The sequence below is a fragment of the Mycobacterium uberis genome (assembly GCF_003408705.1).
Classification (GTDB): domain Bacteria; phylum Actinomycetota; class Actinomycetes; order Mycobacteriales; family Mycobacteriaceae; genus Mycobacterium; species Mycobacterium uberis.
Genome location: NZ_QAYL01000019.1, coordinates 1 through 18,327, shown reverse-complemented (window position 1 = coordinate 18,327; position 18,327 = coordinate 1). Strand labels below are relative to the sequence as shown.

The following is an 18,327-nucleotide window of genomic DNA, read 5'->3' as shown; positions in this document are numbered from 1 at the left end:
AAAACGCTCGGTCGACCACGGGTATCCACACCTATGCAGCTACGCCGAAATGCCTAGGATTACTGATCGGAGCGGTGATGCATCGGTGGCGCCGTGGTAGACCCGGGTCGGGCGGGGAGATGTTCGATGAGGGTAGGCTGCTCGACCTAAGCCGGCATCCTCGTAATGATGCGGCTTAAGCTTTGTCGATTGCGGATTTCGGCAGTACCGTGTCAGAAAGTTCACTTTCGGTGGGCAGTCGCAGCGTTACTAGCCCGGCGAACGTTTCTGGTTTCAGTTCCACCCGGTTGATGGTGACGTGTATTAACACCCAATCGTTGTCGAACCCCCGCATCCGTAATACGCCACTTGCTGCTCCGGTGATGAATTGCTTTGTCATGGAGGACACCACGGGCTGATCGTCGGGATGTACGCACGGCTTATCCAGGTGACTGCCCTGCCAATCGTAGAATGGGCAGGGCGCGTCAAGCCATTTCAACAAGGTCCAATTGTTGAGATCGAAAAGCGCCCGATGCACTCCGGCTTGTGCTATCCCGTTGAGGATCCGCTTGGCCAGGTCGTCGACGGATGCTGATGGGCCCTTGAGCTCAGCGCGCCAGTTGATTACCCGCGCGATCAGGTGGTCACGATTGCCTGGCCCCGGTTCTAGCGAACTGCGTGCGACGAAGCCGATCCGGATCGGGTTTCCCTGCCAATCGGTAAGATCCCAGTTGCTGCATAGCGTTTGTCCTGCCTCGGGCTTGACCACCATTGCAAGAACCCTAGTTTCGTTGTGGTTGAGTTCGCGCGAAGGAAGGCCTTCCGTAAAGGCCCTGCCATAGGTAACTTCCACATCAGGATTTTTGCCGATGTTGGCCAGCGACTCTCGGGTGTCGGTGGCCACGCCACAGGTTAGATCCCACTTTAAGGGGCCAGGGATCGGCCGCTCCGGCGGTTGCTCATCAGCAGGGCCGGTCCACACCTGCACACCGTGCACACGGCCGTCGGACATAACCACCGGTTCGGTGCGGATCACGCGGTCGCGCTTGGTTGTGATGCTCGTGAGGCTCTGGCCGGTTTGCAGCGACTGGGCGATCGCTGTTTGGACGGCTGAGAGGTAAGGGCTGCGACGCAGGAACGTGGCTATCGGGATCAGATTCTTGAGTTGACGCCCCTGTGCGGCCACGACGGGTTCGTTCCCTAGCGTCTCCACGAGTAGCCAGTCGTGGGTCATACGGTCAAGCTTACGGCTGAGACATATTTCGTTGAACAGTCGGGGAGGCTTGTTGGCAAATGCCTAGCTGTGCGACCCTGGATTTTCTTAACTGTGTGGGGTCCATTTCATTGTTGGCACGTAAATCAAGCAACACAAGATAATTAGCTGAGGCGAGTGGCCGCAGGCGTGTCCTTTAGGAAGATAACCCATCTCACCCGGGCACGCTGAATAATAGTTCTGATATTGCTGGGAGGGGTAATCGCTTCTGGCCGCGGCGGTTGCTGATCAAATGTTTGCTAGAATTTGGTGGGTCCGCAGCGCAGGCTCCCATAACGAGACCGTACAGGTTCCCTGCGGTGAGCCGTTGTTGATGACTTCCCCGACCGGCCGGCCTAGGAGTTCGACGAGTCCGCCGTTGCGCTAACCAAGATCACCATCGGGGCGGTGGAATAGTGATCGCACAGCCGTAACAGGCAGCGCAGTACCGCTGCCACCTTGGAGCAGAAAACTTCACGGTAGTAATGACATTCGTCGGTGAGTCTAAAGCGAAGGTCGCGTAACAAGACGACCCAATGGACATGACTGCACAATATCATATCGATAAGTGGAACATGCCGGGGTTGGAGAACAGTCATCGGGAACGCTCGCGAGTAAAACCGTGTGCCTCGGCCGGACTGTCACCGTCGTAGGCCGCCGGTGTGCGTCAGCCCGCTTCGGGGCCACGGACGTCAATACATGTGCGGCTTACAACTGGTCGCGACCGAGTGCCTTTGCCGGCGATAGATACAGCACCCGGGCACGGGGTCCGTCGTCAGTGTATTGAGCATAGGAAATCAATAGGCCAGTGATTTTTTGGATATGGTGGCGGTGCTCACCACCATATGATGGCCGCAATGAGCCACCTTAGCGGCCGCGGACTTGATATGACCACGGTGAGCTTATGCCGTGGTAAGTAAACGCGCTGCACCACGTCGGGCTCGGTCTAAGGCCGGTAAACGCTCTTGCTGGCCGCCGGGGGTAGTTCGGCAGTGTGGTGTAACAGATACTCATCTGGCGCGGTACCAGCGAGCGCAGCGGTAAGCAGTTTGTTGCCGAAATTCGCCATTCTAATACTCTTCTCGATGCCCTACGGTTTCCGGACTGCACAGCAATGTCGCGCCCCCGGAACCCGGCGTCAGTATGACGCAAAAATTATATAAAGACCATCCCGTCAGGAATCACTGCGCGACAAGAGTCTGTCGCCGAAGCGAGGAACATGATTGACTGGTGGCGGTCGCAGCTTCTGTGTTCGTGTCACACTTTCGCAGGAACAACGTTGCGGTCGCGGTTCCTGCGAGGTTATTGGTCGGGTGTGAAGTTCCGGCAACTCCGCGAGGTATGGCGGTCGTAGCTGGCCCGGGGCATCGAAAGGCGGTGCTCCGCATCCAGAGGAATTAAGGAAAGATCGAAAGATGCCACAGGGAACTGTGAAGTGGTTCAACGCGGAGAAGGGATTCGGCTTCATCGCCCCCGAGGACGGTTCCGCGGATGTTTTTGTCCACTACACGGAGATCCAGGGAACGGGCTTCCGCACCCTTGAAGAAAACCAGAAGGTCGAGTTTGAGATCGGCCACAGCCCTAAGGGCCCTCAGGCCACCGGAGTCCGCTCCGTCTGACCTAGCAGATCCTGGCGAAAACCCCCTGTGTTCTCCCGCTTGGCGGGTGCGACTGGGGGGTCTTCGTTATCTAGTCGTTGTTCGGATAGCGTAGCGCTACAGTTCCGCGCCGGATTACTCAAGCCGCGGATCGCCGAGCTAGCTTAATGTCGGGGGTGTGAGTCAGCTTTCCTTTTTCACGGCCGAGTCTCTACCCCCGGCAATCGCCGATCTTTCCGGTGTGTTGGCAGCTTCCGGCCAGATCGTGATGGTTAGTTATGTTAATGGATTCGAGATATCGGGCGCCCGGCTTTCGGTGGTGGTAGATCAGCATTGGCGTGCCTTGGCGCTGGCCGAGATGATTCGCGAGGCTGGTTTGGTACCTGAGATCTCCCGGACTGAGAAAGATACCCCGCTGGTCAGGACGGTGGTGGACCCGTTATTGTGCCCGATAGCCGTCGAGTGGACACGCGGCGCGGTTAAGGCGATGCCCCCGCGGTGGCTACCCGGGCCGCGCGAGCTACGAGCGTGGACTTTGGCAGCCGGCACTCCGGAGGCCGACCGTTACCTGCTGGGTCTCGATCCGCACGCGCCCGATACTCATTCACCGTTGGCGTCGGCTCTGATGCGGGTCGGCATTGCGCCTACCCTAATCGGTACCCGCAGCGGTCGACCGGCACTTCGGATCAGCGGCCGTCGCCGACTATCACGCCTGGTAGAGAATGTTGGGGAACCTCCCGACTGGGCAGAGGCTTTAGCGCTATGGCCGCGAGTTTAGCGGCCTGTTCAGATCTCTGCTCGGGGCAGTCGGTTTGCGCAGCCCCACCCAAGGATGCGAAATTGTCAGTTGTCCCGCAGGCGGAGGGATGCCAACGCAGCTGACTTTCACCGGAGTCTTAGAGGCCGGCCGGTCATTTCTTCGTAAAGAGCGGTCCCGCAAGGGGCCGGGATAAGAGATGGAGCGTAAGCGAAGTTGGCTGACCCGAAGTTGGTTAAGAGCTCCAGGGGCTTCAGGAGCGGCGGAAATGGGAGCCCGCGGCGACTTGTCATAGTCGAGTCGCCGACGAAGGCGCGAAAATTGGCTGGCTATCTGGGCTCTGCGTACATCGTCGAGTCATCCCGGGGGCATATCCGTGACCTACCGCGGGCGGCGGCCGACGTACCTGCGAAGTTCAAGTCTGAGCCATGGGCTCGGCTGGGCGTAAACGTCGACGCCGACTTCGAACCACTCTACCTTATCAGCCCCGAGAAGAAGAGCACTGTAACCGAGCTCAAAGGCCTGCTTCAAGGCGTTGACGAGCTCTATCTGGCCACGGATGGTGACCGTGAGGGCGAAGCCATTGCCTGGCACCTTATACAGACTCTGAAACCGCGCGTGCCGGTCAAGCGGATGGTTTTCCACGAGATCACCGAGCACGCGATCCTCACTGCTGCTGAGCACCCTCGTGACCTGGATATCGACCTGGTTGACGCGCAGGAGACTCGACGCATCCTAGACCGGCTGTACGGTTACGAAGTTAGCCCGGTTTTGTGGAAGAAGATCGCACCTAAGCTGTCGGCGGGCCGGGTGCAGTCGGTGGCCACTCGCATTATCGTGCAGCGTGAACGCGACCGGATGGCGTTCCACAGCGCGGCGTACTGGGACATTATTGCCAAACTGGACGCTAGTGAGTCCAATCCGACCGCCCAGCCACCTACCTTCACCGCCCGGCTAGCGGTTGTCGACGGCCTGCGAGTCGCCACTGGCCGCGATTTCGACTCGCTGGGCGCGCTACGTAAAGCTGACGAAGTCGTGGTGTTAGATGAAGCCAGCGCAACCAGGCTGACAACGGCCCTGCATGGCGTACAGTTGACCGTGGCGTTGGCGGAGGAGAAGCCTTATACTCGGCGTCCGTATCCGCCGTTCATGACGTCGACGCTTCAGCAGGAAGCCGGTCGCAAGTTGCGGTTCTCTGCGGAGCGCACGATGAGCACTGCCCAGCGGCTTTACGAGAATGGCTATATCACCTATATGCGTACCGATTCGACCACGCTGTCTGAGTCGGCCATCAATGCTGCTCGCACGCAGGCGCGTCAGCTCTACGGCGAGGAGTACATCTCTGAATCGCCGCGTCAGTACACCCGCAAGGTAAAGAACGCCCAGGAAGCTCACGAGGCCATCCGGCCCGCTGGCGAGATGTTTGCCACTCCGGATGCGGTGCGTCGTGAATTAAACAGTGACGAATCCCGGCTCTATGAGCTGGTATGGCAGCGCACAGTGGCTTCGCAGATGGCTGACGCGCGCGGTACCACATTGAGTTTGCGGATCGAAGGCCGAGCCGGCGAGCAACACGTTGTCTTCTCGACAGCCGGGCGTACCTTGATCTTCTCCGGCTTTCTTAAGGCCTATGTGGAGACCGTGGATGAGCTGGTCGGGGGTGAGGCTGACGACGCCGAACGGCGACTGCCGCATCTGACCCCTGGTCAGCGGTTGGATACCATCGCCCTGACCCCGGATGGGCACGCCACCAACCCGCCGGCGCGCTATACTGAGGCCTCTTTGGTCAAAGTGCTGGAGGAGCTAGGTATCGGTCGTCCGTCGACTTACTCGTCGATCATTAAGACTATCCAGGACCGCGGTTACGTACAGAAGAAGGGCAGCGCCTTGGTGCCATCGTGGGTCGCCTTTGCCGTTACCGGTCTGTTGGAGCAGCATTTCGGCCGCCTCGTCGACTATAATTTTACTGCGGCGATGGAAGACGAGCTCGACGAGATCGCTAACGGGCATGAGCAACGCACTAATTGGCTAAACAACTTCTATTTCGGTGGAAACCACGGTGTGCCTGATTCAATAGCCCGTTCTGGGGGCTTGAAGAAGCTAGTTGGTGTGAATCTCGAAGGCATTGACGCCCGAGAGGTCAATTCCATCAAACTGTTTGATGACGTGTGGGGTCGTCCCGTTTATGTGCGGGTGGGTAAGAACGGGCCGTATCTGGAGCGCTTGGTGGCAGGCGATGATGGTGAGCTCACACCGCAGCGGGCCAACCTCAACGACATGCTCATCCCGGACGAGCTCACCTTAGAGGTTGCCGAGGAGCTTTTTGCCACACCGCAAGAGGGGCGTATTCTGGGGGTAGATCCAGAAACTGGCCACGAGATCGTCGCTAAAGATGGTCGGTACGGGCCTTACGTGACCGAGGTACTGCCTAAGACCGATGATGGCGAAGGTGCAGTGGATCAGGGAGCTAAGAAGGTTAAAAAGTCTACCGCCCCCAAGCCTCGGACTGGGTCGCTGCTGCGGAGCATGGATTTGCAGACGGTTACTCTTGAGGATGCGCTGAAACTGTTGTCGCTGCCTCGGGTTGTCGGTGTGGACCCTGTTTCGGGTGAAGAGATCACCGCCCAGAATGGGCGTTACGGCCCGTATCTGAAGCGCGGCAACGATTCTCGATCACTAGCAACCGAAGAACAAATATTTACTATTACTCTCGACGAAGCGTTAAAAGTCTACACTGAACCGAAACATGTTGGCCGGCAAAGTGCTTCAGTGCTGCCGCTGCGTGAGTTGGGAACTGATCCGGCATCTGGCAAGCCAATGCTGATCAAGGAGGGTCGGTTCGGCCCGTATGTCACCGATGGTGAGATCAACGCTAGCTTGCGCAAGGGTGACGACGTGGCGTCGATAACCGATGAACGTGCCGCCGAACTGCTGGCTGACCGACGGGCCCGGGGTCCAGTTAAGAGGCCCGTGAAAAAGGCTATCCGCAAGGTGCCAGCGAAGAAGGTGGCCGAACGCAGCTAGCCCGAGCCGTACCTCGCGGGATCAGCCAGTTACCTCGCTGGAGATCTCTTCAGAGACAGTCAGATTCAGCGGTCGGGCCAGCTGGGTGGGTGCGGTGCGTCCGCGCAGCTCAACGATTTCGCCAACATTCCAGCACAAGGCTTCGGCGTCGAGTGCGCCGCTGACTGCGATCGCCGATGCCAGTACATGGCCGTCCTCGAGTTTGGCCAGTTCGGTGAGCCTCGCTGCCTCGTTAACCGGGTCGCCAATCACGGTGTACTCGAAGCGGGCTTGTGCGCCTATGTGACCTGCGATGGCTCGGCCGGCCGACACTCCGATACCGAACTCGGCGCTACCCAGCACTGGTAGGAGTTCGTCGTGCAGTTCACGTGCGGCCGACAGCGCCGCACCCGCACCATCAGGGTGCTCGATCGGTGCGCCGAAGATCGCCAGCGCGGCATCGCCCTGGAACTTGTTGACGAACCCACCGTGCCGCCCGATGGTATCTACGACCACACGGAAAAATTCGTTGAGCAGGTGGACCACCTCGGCGGGTGGTTTTATCTCGGCGAGTTGGGTGGAGCCGATCAGGTCCACGAACAGCACCGCGACGTCGCGCTCCTGCCCGCCCAACTCGGTGCCACGCTCCAAAGCCCGGCGAGCCACGTCTTCGCCGACGTAGCGGCCAAACAGGTCACGCAGCCGCTGCCGCTCGGACAGTTCACGCACCATATCGTTGAAGCCGGCTTGCAGCAGGCCCAGCTCGCTGGCGTCGTAGATCTGCATGTGGGCGTTGTAGTTGCCACGTTGGACTTCGGATAGCGCCCAGCGTAGTTGTCGTAGCGGATCAGCGATCGACATGGCCACTAACCAGGTGCTGACCAGTCCGATGACCAGCGCCGCTAACGCCAGCAGCAGGATAGGGCTGAAAAACTGTTCCGGCGTGGCATGCAGCAGAGCTATCTTGTCGGCCACCACAGCCAGCACGATCGTCAGGATCGGCACGCCAGTGGACGGCACCCAGGTCAACATCAGCCGCAAAGTTACGCCTGGCGCTTTGACGTTCTCCGGTACGCCGCTGCGCAGGGCTGCCACGGCCACCGGTCGCAAGATCCGCTCAGACTGCAGGTAGCCAATGATCGCGGTCGCCGTGGCCCCCAGTGCGGTGGCGAGTGCCACGATGGGCGCTGTATGCCTGGCCGCCGACCAGCTGGCGGCGATGAATACCGTCCCACCGATGCTCCAGACTGCGAGGCTGATCATGGTGCGATAGAAGGGCATGCGCAGTGCTTGGCTACGGGCCAGCTCGGTTGTGGCAGGATCAGCCTCAGTGAGCAGGTTGTCGCGTCGTTGCCATCGGAAAACCGGCATCAGCAGTTTAAGGTTTACTCCGAACCCGATGGAGAACGCCACGGCCACAGAGATGGTGAAGATTGCCAAGTTACGGGTAGGCAGATCCTGCAATTCGATGCGGTCCTGGGGTGGTAAGCCATAGCGCAGGAAACCGAGCACGAGCAAGGCGCCGATGATGTCGGACTGTAGCATGCTCAGCGAGAACAACGGCCACGGGGTGCGCATCGCCCACCGGACGAACGCACCGATCCGCCCGGGCAGTCCTGCCGCCTGGGTTGCCACCACTTCACCGTATCGGTCGGCGGAGACTTGTCGGACACCTCCAGCGCTTAGGCCGGTAGCAGGAAGGCGGTACGGGCGGCCAAAGGTCACGGAAATGGTGCGATATGGCCGCCGATCGGCATCGTGTCGGTCAGTATCACTATTGTTGCCGGTGATGTCCGGGGTGTTTACGCGGCTGGTGGGCCAGGGTGCCGTGGAGACCGAGTTGCTGGCTGCCGCGAAAGCCGCCCGTAGTGACTTGGTTCACAGTCGGACGGTTGACGGGAGTATGACACATGCGTGGTTGATAACCGGTCCGCCGGGCTCCGGACGTTCAGTTGCGGCGGTGTGCTTCGCGGCCGCGTTGCAATGCACTGCGGATTTTGAAGATGGAGGCCCGGGGTGCGGGCGCTGTCGGGCGTGCACCACGACTATGGCCGGCACTCACGCTGACGTTCGGCGGGTGATTCCCGACGGCTTGTCGATCGGCGTGGATGAGATGCGGGCCATCGTGCAGACCGCCTCGCGCCGTCCGGCCACCGGACGTCAGCAGATCGTGCTGATCGAGGACGCCGATCGGCTGACCGAAGGAGCCGCGAACGCGCTGCTCAAGGTGATCGAGGAACCGCCGCCGTCGACGGTTTTCCTGTTGTGCGCGCCGTCGGTGGATCCAGAAGACATCGCGGTTACGTTGCGGTCCCGCTGCCGGCATGTTGCGCTGGTGGCTCCGTCTCCCGCTGCTATCGCGCAGGTATTGATGGACAGCGATGGATTGGCCGCCGATACGGCGAGCTGGGCGGCGTCGGTCAGTGGTGGCCATGTGGGCCGGGCGCGCCGTTTGGCGACAGACCCGGAGGCTCGGCAGCGACGTGAGCGGGCGCTCGGGTTGATCCGCGACGTCGCCACGCCGTCGCGGGCGTACGCTGCGGCCGAGGATCTGGTGGCTGCGGCCGAAGCGGAGGCTTTGGTGCTGACCGCTGAGCGGGCCGAGGTCGAGACCGAAGAGCTGCGGACGGCTCTCGGTGCCGGCGGCACCGGAAAGGGCACCGCTGGTGCATTGCGTGGCGTTATGGGCGCGATCAAGGATCTCGAGCGGCGGCAGAAATCCCGTCAGACCCGCGCCTCACGCGATGCGCTGGATCGGGCATTAATCGATTTGGCGACCTACTTTCGGGATGCCTTGTTAGTTTCGGCGAATGCGGGGCCGATGCGGCCCAACCATCCGGACATGGCCGACCGGGTGGCTGCACTGGCGGCCCATGCCACGCCGGAGCGACTGCTACGCTGTATCGAAGCTGTGCTAAAATGCCGCGAAGCATTAGCGGTCAATGTCAAACCGAAGTTCGCGGTCGACGCTATGGTTGCGGCCATTGGCCAGGAACTGCGCGAATCATTCCCCTGGTGACGATGCAACTTGGGGTGATCAGTGCACCTGCCGTAGACTCGTGCCGCCCGGCGCGGGGGTAGGCCGTCTTAGCTCAGTCGGTAGAGCGATTCACTCGTAATGAATAGGTCGGGGGTTCGATTCCCCCAGGCGGCTCCAAGTGGTGTGTCAAGAGATCGGAGTAGGTCCGAACACTCGCTTAGAGTTCGTGCAATTTTTGAGACGGTCTCTCCGGGTAGGAAGTCGAGGTCGAAGCGTCTGAGGATCCATCCGCTACTCATCGGACTGAGACACCTTAAACATCATGTATGCCGTAGAGTGAGGATCTTGCCGACCACGTCAACATTCAGTGGTGTTATGTGGCCGTACGAGCAGATCCCGCAAACCCCTCGGCGGAGGCCTGGCCGCAGCCAGGGGTGAGTAGGAGCGCTAGCACCGTGTATGACTCCAGCAGATGCTATACTTAATAGGTGAACGGGCCGGTGAAGAAGGCCGAGAAACTTGCGTGGTTGTCATGTTGTGGTATTAAAATGGGGCTTGTAAACCGTGCGCAGCCAAGAAAGTTCAGTGTAATTTTGGTATAGTTTATTCACCTATGCCACTCCCGAGGGGGCATAGTGGCGCACCAAACAATCCGCACATTAGTTTCTACACCACACCGGTTGGATCCTCGTGGATAAACCAGATTGCAGCCGAGCTCAGCATCATCACCTGTCAAACGGTCTATTGAGGCACCATCACCTCGATCAACGTGCTCACCGAGCAGATCTGTGACCACATTGAGCACTGGAACGCCGAAACCCATTCTTTCCGCCTAAACCGCCACCACTGAAGAAATCCTCAACAAGATTACCCTCACGCAAACCCACATCCATACAACAACACCAAATAAACAAAACAAGACAACACCAAATAAACAAAACAAGACCACATAATATGAGGTGGCAGCATACACAATGTGCCCGCTCTGTGAAGAGACGGTGGTAAAGCTCAACTGTACTGTATACCGCTGCAGGGTCGTCGACGCTCGATTGATTATTTTTTATTTTTATTTCTTGACACCGGTGTGAGTGTTTGGCGACTTCCGTCGCCAGCAAGTTCGACACCAAGTACTTCTCCCCAGAGGATAACATCTTCCATCTGTGAGGTCGCCACTACACCGACATCCTACCTACCGGTAGCGATCTCCATCAGCGCGACAGCCACTTCTACTGATACCTGAGAATCTACGGTCAAAGAAAACATACCAACTCCACTTTTTCTTCCACGAAACTTTAGCAATCACAGGGGTGCTCAATGAATAGTTGCGGCTTCGAACCGCGCTCAATGCCTTGGCTTAGGCGTGTAATGGTTCCAGCAGACTTTATTTATCGAAATAAACTGATGTCAAAATCAGGTGAACACTTGTCTTGGATGTTACCTCAGGGGTCCACAGTCAGCTCGACGTCTTCCTGGGGTGGCTCCTCCTGCAAAGGCGGTCGGCCAATTAGGCCGGAGCGAGAAAGCCCACGGGTCCGGGCGCGATGCATAACGACAGTGCGGTTGTGTTAGCATGCACGGTAATTGTGTCTCCGGCACCTGGCAATCGAGTGTAGACTTGGTTGAGTCCCGGATGCACCGGCACTCTGACACCAGGTCCGTGGGTCAGCGATAATGTCATCGATCCATCGTTGTTGGCCAGGTAGTTGAGTTCGACGGTCCAATCGGCTGGTAGTAGTGGACCGTCAAGTGTCATGTGCACCGGCATGTCTGGCTGTACAAAGTAGCCGCAGCGTGGTGTAGGTCCTGCAACGATAGTCCGGATCCAGGTTAACCTGGCGTCGATCAACCGGCCGGCACTGTCCAACATCCTTAATCGTGTTGTAGTAGAAGAAAATTCAGGTCTCTCTTGTAGCAGAGCGAACATGTGGCTGGCCAGGTTCTCCGGCCAGGCAATCCGTTGTAGCACAAGCGGATCGACCTCGAAATCCAGCAGTGCCACACTCGAGGTAGCATGCGCGGCGGCCAAATCAGCACGGGCGTTCTGCAGATAAGGTTGAGTGGGGTTATCACGCCAGCTGGTGAGAAACGTCGCTGTCGAGTACAGGCTGCTGGCAAAAAACAGCACTACGAGAACGGTTGTCATTACAGTGCGTGACGGCGACGGGTCTAGCCAGCGCGCGGCGAACGCGCGGTTCGGCGTACGGAACCCGACGGCTGCCAGCAGTGCCAGTACGATCACGAGATCAGGCAGATATCGTAGTGTCTGGGCCAATTCTAAGGCGGTCTGCTGTGATGACCGCATCAGATAGATAGGCACTTGGCAGATGACCGTATACCCCGCCGCGGTAAGCCACACCAACCCGATGCGTTTCTTGCGGACCAGCGAAAGTACCAGCACCCCAATCAGTACCAGCCAGCCGAGCGCCATCACCAGCGGTGGGGGAGTGGACCACGGTGAAGCTGGCGCCCACCGGGCCCAGCGCCACGGTCCGCCAGCCAGGCCCGGCACGATGCCGTGGGTTATCGAGCGCGACATAAGCCGCCCCGTCATCGACAGGTCGAAACCCCATCGTTGCTGATTAACCACGGCCAGATAGAGCGTTACCCAGCCAACAGTTAATGTCAGTGACACGATCCATAAGCGCATGCCGTCTCGCCACACTGTTCGTAATGCCGTGTGATCGCCTCGCACATGGCACAGTAGGGTGGCCATCATGAAGGCGACGAATGGGATTAACACAGCTTTTTCGAAAAACAACAGCCCACTGAAGTAGACCAACACGCCGGTGGTTGCGTAGCGCTGGTTGCCGGTGCGGACCAGCAGGATTGCGTCGGTGCACACCCAGGTTAACGCTGCTAGCATCGGCAGTGAATTCAGCGCCGCCGCCCACCACGCGAACCCCGGTACGGCAAGCGGTACAAAAAGCGCAAATGTCAACGGGACCAGCAGCATATGGCACCAGCCTAGGATGGTGTAAAGCGCGCGCAGCAAGGCCAGTGAGACCAGTAATTGCAGGATCACTAAGCTGATCGCCGGTTCGGTCCAGGCTAGTGGCGCCAACCGGATGAGCGCTCCGGCGATCAGGAAGGCAGCCGGCATCAGGTGGCCATCGTGGTCGTCGAGTAAGTACGACGGTGAAAGCAGGCCCTGGGTGCCGGCCTTCCCGATCAGGATAAGGTCATCCCAATAGAAGTAGCCACGAAATGCCAGTACCGCACGGATCCCTAGTTGCAGCGCGATCAGTATGGCGGCGGTCACCCCTATGTATGGTGAGCCGGTGCGCGCACTAGTCACCGGGGCAGCCGGTTTCATCGGGTCGACGCTAGTCGATCGTCTACTGACGGATGGCCACACGGTGGTGGGACTCGACAATTTCGCGAGTGGTCATGCTACTAACCTCGAGCATCTCGTCGACACTCCGGCGTACTTCTTCGTCGAGGCTGACATTGTGACCGCAGATCTGCACACGATCTTCGACGAACATCGACCCGAGGTGGTGTTTCACCTGGCGGCGCAAATAGACGTGCGGCATTCGGTGACCGACCCGCAGTTCGACGCGTCGGTCAACGTTATTGGCACGGTGCGGCTAGCGGAAGCCGCACGTCGCACTGGGGTGCGCAAAATCGTAAACACCTCATCGGGTGGATCCATCTACGGCACACCCTCGCAATACCCAACTCCCGAAACAGTGCCCACCGACCCGGCGTCACCGTACGCCGCCGGAAAGGTGGCAGGGGAGATCTACTTGAACACGTTTCGCCACCTCTACGGCCTGGACTGTGCGCACATCGCGCCGGCTAATGTCTATGGTCCCCGTCAGGATCCGTACGGTGAAGCCGGTGTAGTGGCCATTTTCGCTAAGGCGTTGCTGTCGGGTAGGCCTACCAAGGTGTTCGGCGACGGTACCCACACCCGCGACTACGTGTTCATCGACGACGTGGTCGACGCCTTCGTCAAGGCTTCCGGCGATGCGGGTGGCGGCCAGCGCTTCAACATCGGTACCGGGATAGAGACATCAGACCGCCAACTTCACACCGCGGTCGCGGCAACCGTCGGGGGGGCCGATGATCCGGAGTTTCATCCGCCGCGCCTGGGTGACCTGAAGCGGTCTTGTCTCGAAATCAGCTTAGCAACAAAGGTTTTGGGATGGCTACCACAAGTTGAGCTGGACGACGGGGTGCGGCGCACGATCGAATACTTCCGTGCCACTCAGCGAGCCTAGTGTGGCTCGGGCGCCTGTGCTCCCTCCAGTGCAACGGCGCGGACCAAGCGCGCATAGCGCAACTCCAAGTCCTTGAACCGCATGTAGGTGCTAAGTGTTGTAAAACTGAATGCTATAATCAGCGTGTAGAGCATCAGATCGGTGCCGCGGTGTACCCCGAGCCAGTGCGCCACCACAGTGGTGTCGTTGGGCCGAAGCACAGTATAGACACCGCCAAGCACAAACGCGATATACCCGACCTTCATCCAGGCCCGGGACCGCGCGTTGTGACGTGATCGCAGCAGGTAGACTAGCAGTGCGATGATTGACCCGATCAGCAGCACTTGGATCCAGTTCATTTTTCGATCCTTAATTATCTTGGCATCCTACCGCGCAGAAACCCGTCAAAGATGATGTTGACGCCGTTAAGGAGGGATTGTCCCTTTGACTTCGCGTACTCGGTGTACAGCACCTTCACCGGTACCTCGGCGACGCGCCAGTGGTTCTCGGCGATCAACATGACGAACTCGTTGGCGTGGCTCATGCCGCTCATCGTGATATCCAGCTTGTCGGCCACTGTCTTGTTGAACACCCGCAGGCCATTATTGGTGTCGGTGAGTCCTAGCCGGCGCCCGCGCCGACTCAACCGTGCCGCGGTCCGTAGCACAATCCTTTTCAAAAGCGGCGGTCTTTTCAGAATTGGCGGCCGGCTGTCGTCGGACCGGCCGAACCGTGTTCCGATAACGACGTCGACGTCATTCGCGCCAAGCCGGTCGACCATCGCGGCCAGATCTTTTACGCGGTGCTGGCCGTCGGCGTCGAACGTGGCGAAAACCTGTGCTGCCGGCTGCTGACGGGCGTACTCAATGCCTGTTTGGATCGCCGCACCCTGGCCCAGGTTGACCGGATGACGCACCAGGTGCGCCCCAGCGCGCAAAGCGATCTCGCCGGTGCCGTCGGTGCTACCGTCGTCCACGCAGACGACGTGATCAAAAACCATGCGCACATCGCTTACTACTTCACCGATGACAGTGGCTTCGTTAAAGGCGGGGATGACGATCCAGACGTTGTGCGTTGCAGTGCCCATTTAAGCCCACAAGGTAAACGCCTGGTCAGGACAGATGTCCGAGACGTGCCAGTGCTGCCAGGTGGACGCTGATCCCCACCAGCGGACCGCAGATCAACGCGATCACGGTGCGGGTATCCAGCTGCAGCGGCAACAACAGCAACGATGCCGATGCGATCGTCGCGCAAACCCATCCCAGTGAATACGCGCGATGCAGAGCCGCCGCTACTGCGGCCGCTCCGGTGAGCGTCAACATGGCGATCACTACCGCTGAGGCCGCCAGCCATGCTAGCAGCGTGCTGCTGGCATTGTACTGCGATCCAAATCCGACGCGTAGCAGCCACGGCCCCATGACACCTGCCGCTAGCACCCCGACCGCGCCAATACCACCAATAGTCGCCGCCGGTGCGAGAACTGACCGGAGTCGGTTGCAGCGCTGGTCAACGAAATGCGCGATGAGGTTGCCTTGCATGGCGGTCAGTGGCACCAGCAGCGGTGCCCGGGTCAACGTCACAGCCAGGATGACGACGCCGCCTTGTGTCCCGAGCTCATTTGAGGTCAGCTTCAGCAGTACCGGAAACCCCATGACCAGAATCGCGCTGGCACCGGCGGCAGTGATCGAATGGGCGGCGCCGCGCAGGAACGTTGTGGTGCCGCAGGGTGTGCGCAGACGTGCCGTGGCGCGTGCCGTGGGGGAGGCTAACAGGGTTATCAGCCACGCCACCGCGCCGGCGACGGTTGCCCACAAGAAGCCGATCAGACTCCATCCGATCATGAACGTTGCTGTGGCGATGGCCAACCGGATAGCCGCGTCGGTCACCATTAGCGACCCGTAGTGACTCCATCGGTTGGTGCCGGCCAGCATGCCCAGCAGGGTGGCGTGCAGGCAAAACCCGGCTAAACCAACGCTGAGCAGGGCTACCGATAGCCAGCGTGCTTCCACGAACGTTCGTTCACTCCACAACGGCGAGCTCCCGGCGATCACGGCGGCGGCAGTTACGCCAACTGCCCCGGCGACTCGCAGCGGACGAGTAAGCTGACCCGGCATGGTCGCCAAATTGCTGACATAACCCGTCGCACGAACCTCGCGGGTGGTTTCTTGCAGCAAGCCGTTGGCGGTACCAGTTACCAAGCCGAAAGCACCCCAAAACACCCCAAAGACCGAGAATCGACTTGGCGCCAAATCGCGAGCAGCCAAGTAAATCACAGCATATCCGCACAGCGCAGTCAATGCGGCCGCCGCACCGATCCGGGCCACGCTGCCACGCGCAACTGGACCTTGTGAGGTGCTGTCGGATCCAATGGGATTCCCCAGCGGCAATCCCATTGGCGAGGGCGCGTCGCCGACCGTGGTCACTGTGGCGGCACCTTCGGTCGACTGACCTGATGTATCGCCACGGTTTGAGAATAATAAGTGCTCGGGGCCGAGTAAGCTCGCGACGGCGATCGGCATCGCTATTGTGGGTGACTGGCAGGAAGGATTCATGGCAGCGTTTCGCGGTTTTGGTATTTCATTTTTGATAACCGTGGTAACCCTCGTAGCTGGATATGTGTACGGCGGGGTCGCCGCCCTCTTTCTGCTGGTCGTGCTGGCTATGTTGGAGGTATCCCTGTCGTTTGACAACGCCATCATCAACGCCGCGGTGCTCAAGCAGATGAGCCGGTTTTGGCAGCGGACATTCCTGACGCTTGGTATCCTCATTGCGGTATTCGGTATGCGCCTGGCATTCCCACTGGTCATCGTCTGGGCGACCACCGAGCTTGACCCGATTCGTGCCATGGACTTGGCCCTACATCCGCCGCCTAACCATGCACTGGAATTTCCGGACGGCTCACCCAGCTATCAAAAGCTTATCATGTCGGCCCACCCACAGATCGCGGCCTTCGGTGGAATGTTCCTGTTGATGCTGTTCTTGGATTCCGTCTGTCACGACCGAGACATCAAGTGGATCGAGGTCCCCTTTGCCCGCATCGGGCGACTTGGTCAGGTGTCGGTGGTAGTAGCTGGCGTTGTGTTGGCCCTCATCTCCACCACACTGACACACTCCGTTGACGAGCGCGTGAAGGTGCTGATAGCTGGGCTGTTGGGCTTGGTGACGTATCTGCTTCTCAATGGATTGAGCCGGGCATTTCGGTCATCAGGTATTGACACGGCTTCCGGGCGAAGGGGGGCCGGCAAGGCCGGTCTCGTCTGGTTTCTTTATCTTGAGGTCCTTGACGCCGCCTTCTCCTTCGACGGAGTCACGGGCGCCTTTGCGATAACTTCCGATCCAATCATCATCGTGTTGGGTCTGGGACTGATCGGCTTAGTGTTCGTCCGTTCGACCACCATTTATCTGGTACACCAGGACGCGCTGGACCGTTATGTGTACCTAGAACACGGCGCGCACTGGGCGATAGGCGCGTTATCGGTGATCATGCTGCTGTCTGTCGAGCCGCGATTCGAAATCCCCGAGGTCGTCACCGCTTTGGTGAGTGTGTTCTTCATCGGTGCGGCACTTGTTTGGAGCGTGTTACACAATCGTGGCGAGATCAAGTCCAGCACCGACTTGCTGCTGACGAGCTAGGCCTCGATTGTTCCGGCAACGCGCTGTTCGATCCCAGCTCGCGTGAGCGCCACCAGCACGGTAAGTCCGTCGAGTTCCATTACTTACCTGCACATAGGCCCTTTTTGTTCCTCCACACTTCGCGGCATTGTCTTGCGCCAGATGCGTCAGATTTTGGGTGTGCACCAGCCGTTGCTGCTCGTCGGTCGCGGCGGTGTCGGCAAATCGCCTCAGCCTCGGCTATATCTAGCGCGCTGATAGAACCATTGACACTATCGCGGTATTCAAGTTGCGCTGTTTTGATCGCTAGTGATGTTCTCAGGCCATTCCGGCTGTAGAAGATCCGCGCGCCGCTTCGTCTTGTGAAAGGCGATGGTCATCGGATTGCTCATGTAGGTAATCAACGGAGAGTCCAGTAGTTTGGTGATATCGAATTCGTAGTCCAACTACCGGGCTTCGGTCCGCTCGCGCGCTTCAATGAGTTTTAGTGAGTTATCGGTTGGTACCTTTCCTCGTTGGTTTGCGGCCGGCCGGATGTCTCGGCTAGGGCCATCTTGGTGTGCTACTTCAGCCGATCGCACTCCAGCCGTTGCTTGGCCCGCCGCTTGCTCGCGGCGGCAATAGCCCGCAGGCCCCGCCGACCGCGCTGCCTAAGAGAAGATCAGCCACCAGAAATTCGCAGTGAAATGCAGAATTGGGGTCACGTAGCCAGGATGCTACCGAGAATTGGCGAGAGTTCTAGCAGCGATCTTCAGCTCGTCGTGGCATACGTGTCACAGTGTGCGCCGGCTTTGAACCGTTCCACCGAGCGATGCACCTCGACTTCGGCTTCGGCGCGGCCTGCCCAGTCTGCGGCCTTCACGAACTTGCTTGGCTCTAGATCCTTGTAATGCACGAAGAAATGCTTGATCGCGTCTAGTTCGAAGGTCGGAACACAAGCGATG

At 59.2% G+C, this 18,327-nt stretch carries 13 protein-coding genes, 1 tRNA gene and 1 pseudogene; 7 read left to right on the top strand and 8 right to left on the bottom strand.

Annotation, left to right across the window (positions count from 1 at the left end):
* Nucleotides 1-175 precede the first annotated feature (175 nt).
* Entirely contained in the window at nucleotides 176-1,213 is a 1,038-nt protein-coding gene (locus tag MUBE_RS11175; protein ID WP_116540577.1) for a PAS domain-containing protein, read from the bottom strand.
* Nucleotides 1,214-1,486: 273 nt separating this feature from the next.
* Nucleotides 1,487-2,300, bottom strand: a pseudogene (locus tag MUBE_RS18215) (DEAD/DEAH box helicase); the annotation flags it as partial.
* 346 nt (nucleotides 2,301-2,646) lie between these two features.
* Between MUBE_RS18215 and cspA the strand changes: the two are divergent.
* The 3 genes from cspA to topA all read left to right on the top strand — a co-directional run bounded on the left by cspA (nucleotide 2,647) and on the right by topA (nucleotide 6,610).
* Nucleotides 2,647-2,850, top strand: a complete 204-nt coding sequence (cspA, locus tag MUBE_RS11170) for a cold shock protein CspA (protein ID WP_036363014.1) — start codon at nucleotides 2,647-2,649, stop codon at nucleotides 2,848-2,850.
* A gap of 157 nt (nucleotides 2,851-3,007) precedes the next feature.
* Nucleotides 3,008-3,607: a hypothetical protein gene (locus MUBE_RS11165; protein WP_116540576.1), complete on the top strand. Its 600-nt coding sequence runs from the start codon at nucleotides 3,008-3,010 to the stop codon at nucleotides 3,605-3,607.
* A gap of 195 nt (nucleotides 3,608-3,802) precedes the next feature.
* Nucleotides 3,803-6,610 carry a type I DNA topoisomerase gene (gene topA, locus MUBE_RS11160; protein WP_116540575.1) on the top strand — a complete coding sequence of 936 codons (2,808 nt, stop codon included), beginning with the start codon at nucleotides 3,803-3,805 and terminating at the stop codon, nucleotides 6,608-6,610.
* Between the two features lie 21 nt (nucleotides 6,611-6,631).
* On the opposite strand, the gene MUBE_RS11155 is transcribed toward topA, so the two are convergent.
* Nucleotides 6,632-8,167 carry an adenylate/guanylate cyclase domain-containing protein gene (locus MUBE_RS11155; RefSeq protein WP_424399090.1) on the bottom strand — a complete coding sequence of 512 codons (1,536 nt, stop codon included), beginning with the start codon at nucleotides 8,165-8,167 and terminating at the stop codon, nucleotides 6,632-6,634.
* A gap of 211 nt (nucleotides 8,168-8,378) precedes the next feature.
* Here MUBE_RS11155 and MUBE_RS11150 point away from each other — a divergent pair, with 211 nt between their 5' ends.
* Nucleotides 8,379-9,608 carry a DNA polymerase III subunit delta' gene (locus tag MUBE_RS11150; RefSeq protein WP_116540582.1) on the top strand — a complete coding sequence of 410 codons (1,230 nt, stop codon included), beginning with the start codon at nucleotides 8,379-8,381 and terminating at the stop codon, nucleotides 9,606-9,608.
* A gap of 62 nt (nucleotides 9,609-9,670) precedes the next feature.
* A tRNA-Thr gene (locus MUBE_RS11145) sits at nucleotides 9,671-9,746 on the top strand.
* Between the two features lie 1,327 nt (nucleotides 9,747-11,073).
* Here the strand turns inward: MUBE_RS11145 and MUBE_RS11140 are convergent.
* Nucleotides 11,074-12,882, bottom strand: coding sequence for a hypothetical protein (locus MUBE_RS11140; protein WP_207801697.1), 1,809 nt, complete (start codon nucleotides 12,880-12,882; stop codon nucleotides 11,074-11,076).
* On the opposite strand from MUBE_RS11140, the gene MUBE_RS11135 reads away from it, so the two are divergent.
* Nucleotides 12,848-13,792 (top strand): NAD-dependent epimerase/dehydratase family protein, encoded by a 945-nt coding sequence (locus MUBE_RS11135; RefSeq protein WP_165849824.1) that lies wholly within the window; start codon nucleotides 12,848-12,850, stop codon nucleotides 13,790-13,792. The genes MUBE_RS11140 and MUBE_RS11135 overlap by 35 nt on opposite strands.
* On the opposite strand, the gene MUBE_RS11130 is transcribed toward MUBE_RS11135, so the two are convergent.
* From MUBE_RS11130 to MUBE_RS11120, 3 genes are read right to left on the bottom strand one after another with little or no spacing between them, the layout of a single operon-like run.
* Nucleotides 13,789-14,130 (bottom strand): DUF2304 domain-containing protein, encoded by a 342-nt coding sequence (locus MUBE_RS11130; RefSeq protein ID WP_116540574.1) that lies wholly within the window; start codon nucleotides 14,128-14,130, stop codon nucleotides 13,789-13,791. The genes MUBE_RS11135 and MUBE_RS11130 overlap by 4 nt on opposite strands.
* A gap of 14 nt (nucleotides 14,131-14,144) precedes the next feature.
* Nucleotides 14,145-14,858: a glycosyltransferase family 2 protein gene (locus tag MUBE_RS11125; protein ID WP_116540573.1), complete on the bottom strand. Its 714-nt coding sequence runs from the start codon at nucleotides 14,856-14,858 to the stop codon at nucleotides 14,145-14,147.
* A 25-nt stretch (nucleotides 14,859-14,883) separates the two neighbouring features.
* Nucleotides 14,884-16,164, bottom strand: coding sequence for a hypothetical protein (locus MUBE_RS11120; RefSeq protein ID WP_116540579.1), 1,281 nt, complete (start codon nucleotides 16,162-16,164; stop codon nucleotides 14,884-14,886).
* Nucleotides 16,165-16,321: 157 nt separating this feature from the next.
* On the opposite strand from MUBE_RS11120, the gene MUBE_RS11115 reads away from it, so the two are divergent.
* On the top strand, nucleotides 16,322-17,404 hold the full coding sequence (locus MUBE_RS11115; protein ID WP_116540578.1) for a DUF475 domain-containing protein: 1,083 nt from the start codon (nucleotides 16,322-16,324) through the stop codon (nucleotides 17,402-17,404).
* A gap of 730 nt (nucleotides 17,405-18,134) precedes the next feature.
* Here the strand turns inward: MUBE_RS11115 and MUBE_RS11105 are convergent.
* Nucleotides 18,135-18,327 (bottom strand): inorganic diphosphatase (locus MUBE_RS11105; RefSeq protein WP_207801696.1); only part of this gene is annotated, 193 nt, incomplete at its 5' end.

Bases quoted from the DNA above. Each gene is read 5' to 3' on its own strand.
- MUBE_RS11125 (WP_116540573.1), bottom strand. From the start codon at position 14,858: ATGGGCACTGCAACGCACAACGTCTGGATCGTCATCCCCGCCTTTAAC.
- MUBE_RS11155 (WP_424399090.1), bottom strand. From the start codon at position 8,167: ATGCGCACCCCGTGGCCGTTGTTCTCGCTGAGCATGCTACAGTCCGAC.
- MUBE_RS11140 (WP_207801697.1), bottom strand. From the start codon at position 12,882: ATGAAACCGGCTGCCCCGGTGACTAGTGCGCGCACCGGCTCACCATAC.
- MUBE_RS11175 (WP_116540577.1), bottom strand. From the start codon at position 1,213: ATGACCCACGACTGGCTACTCGTGGAGACGCTAGGGAACGAACCCGTC.
- cspA (WP_036363014.1), top strand. From the start codon at position 2,647: ATGCCACAGGGAACTGTGAAGTGGTTCAACGCGGAGAAGGGATTCGGC.
- MUBE_RS11120 (WP_116540579.1), bottom strand. From the start codon at position 16,164: ATGGGATTGCCGCTGGGGAATCCCATTGGATCCGACAGCACCTCACAA.
- MUBE_RS11150 (WP_116540582.1), top strand. From the start codon at position 8,379: ATGTCCGGGGTGTTTACGCGGCTGGTGGGCCAGGGTGCCGTGGAGACC.
- MUBE_RS11130 (WP_116540574.1), bottom strand. From the start codon at position 14,130: ATGAACTGGATCCAAGTGCTGCTGATCGGGTCAATCATCGCACTGCTA.
- MUBE_RS11115 (WP_116540578.1), top strand. From the start codon at position 16,322: ATGGCAGCGTTTCGCGGTTTTGGTATTTCATTTTTGATAACCGTGGTA.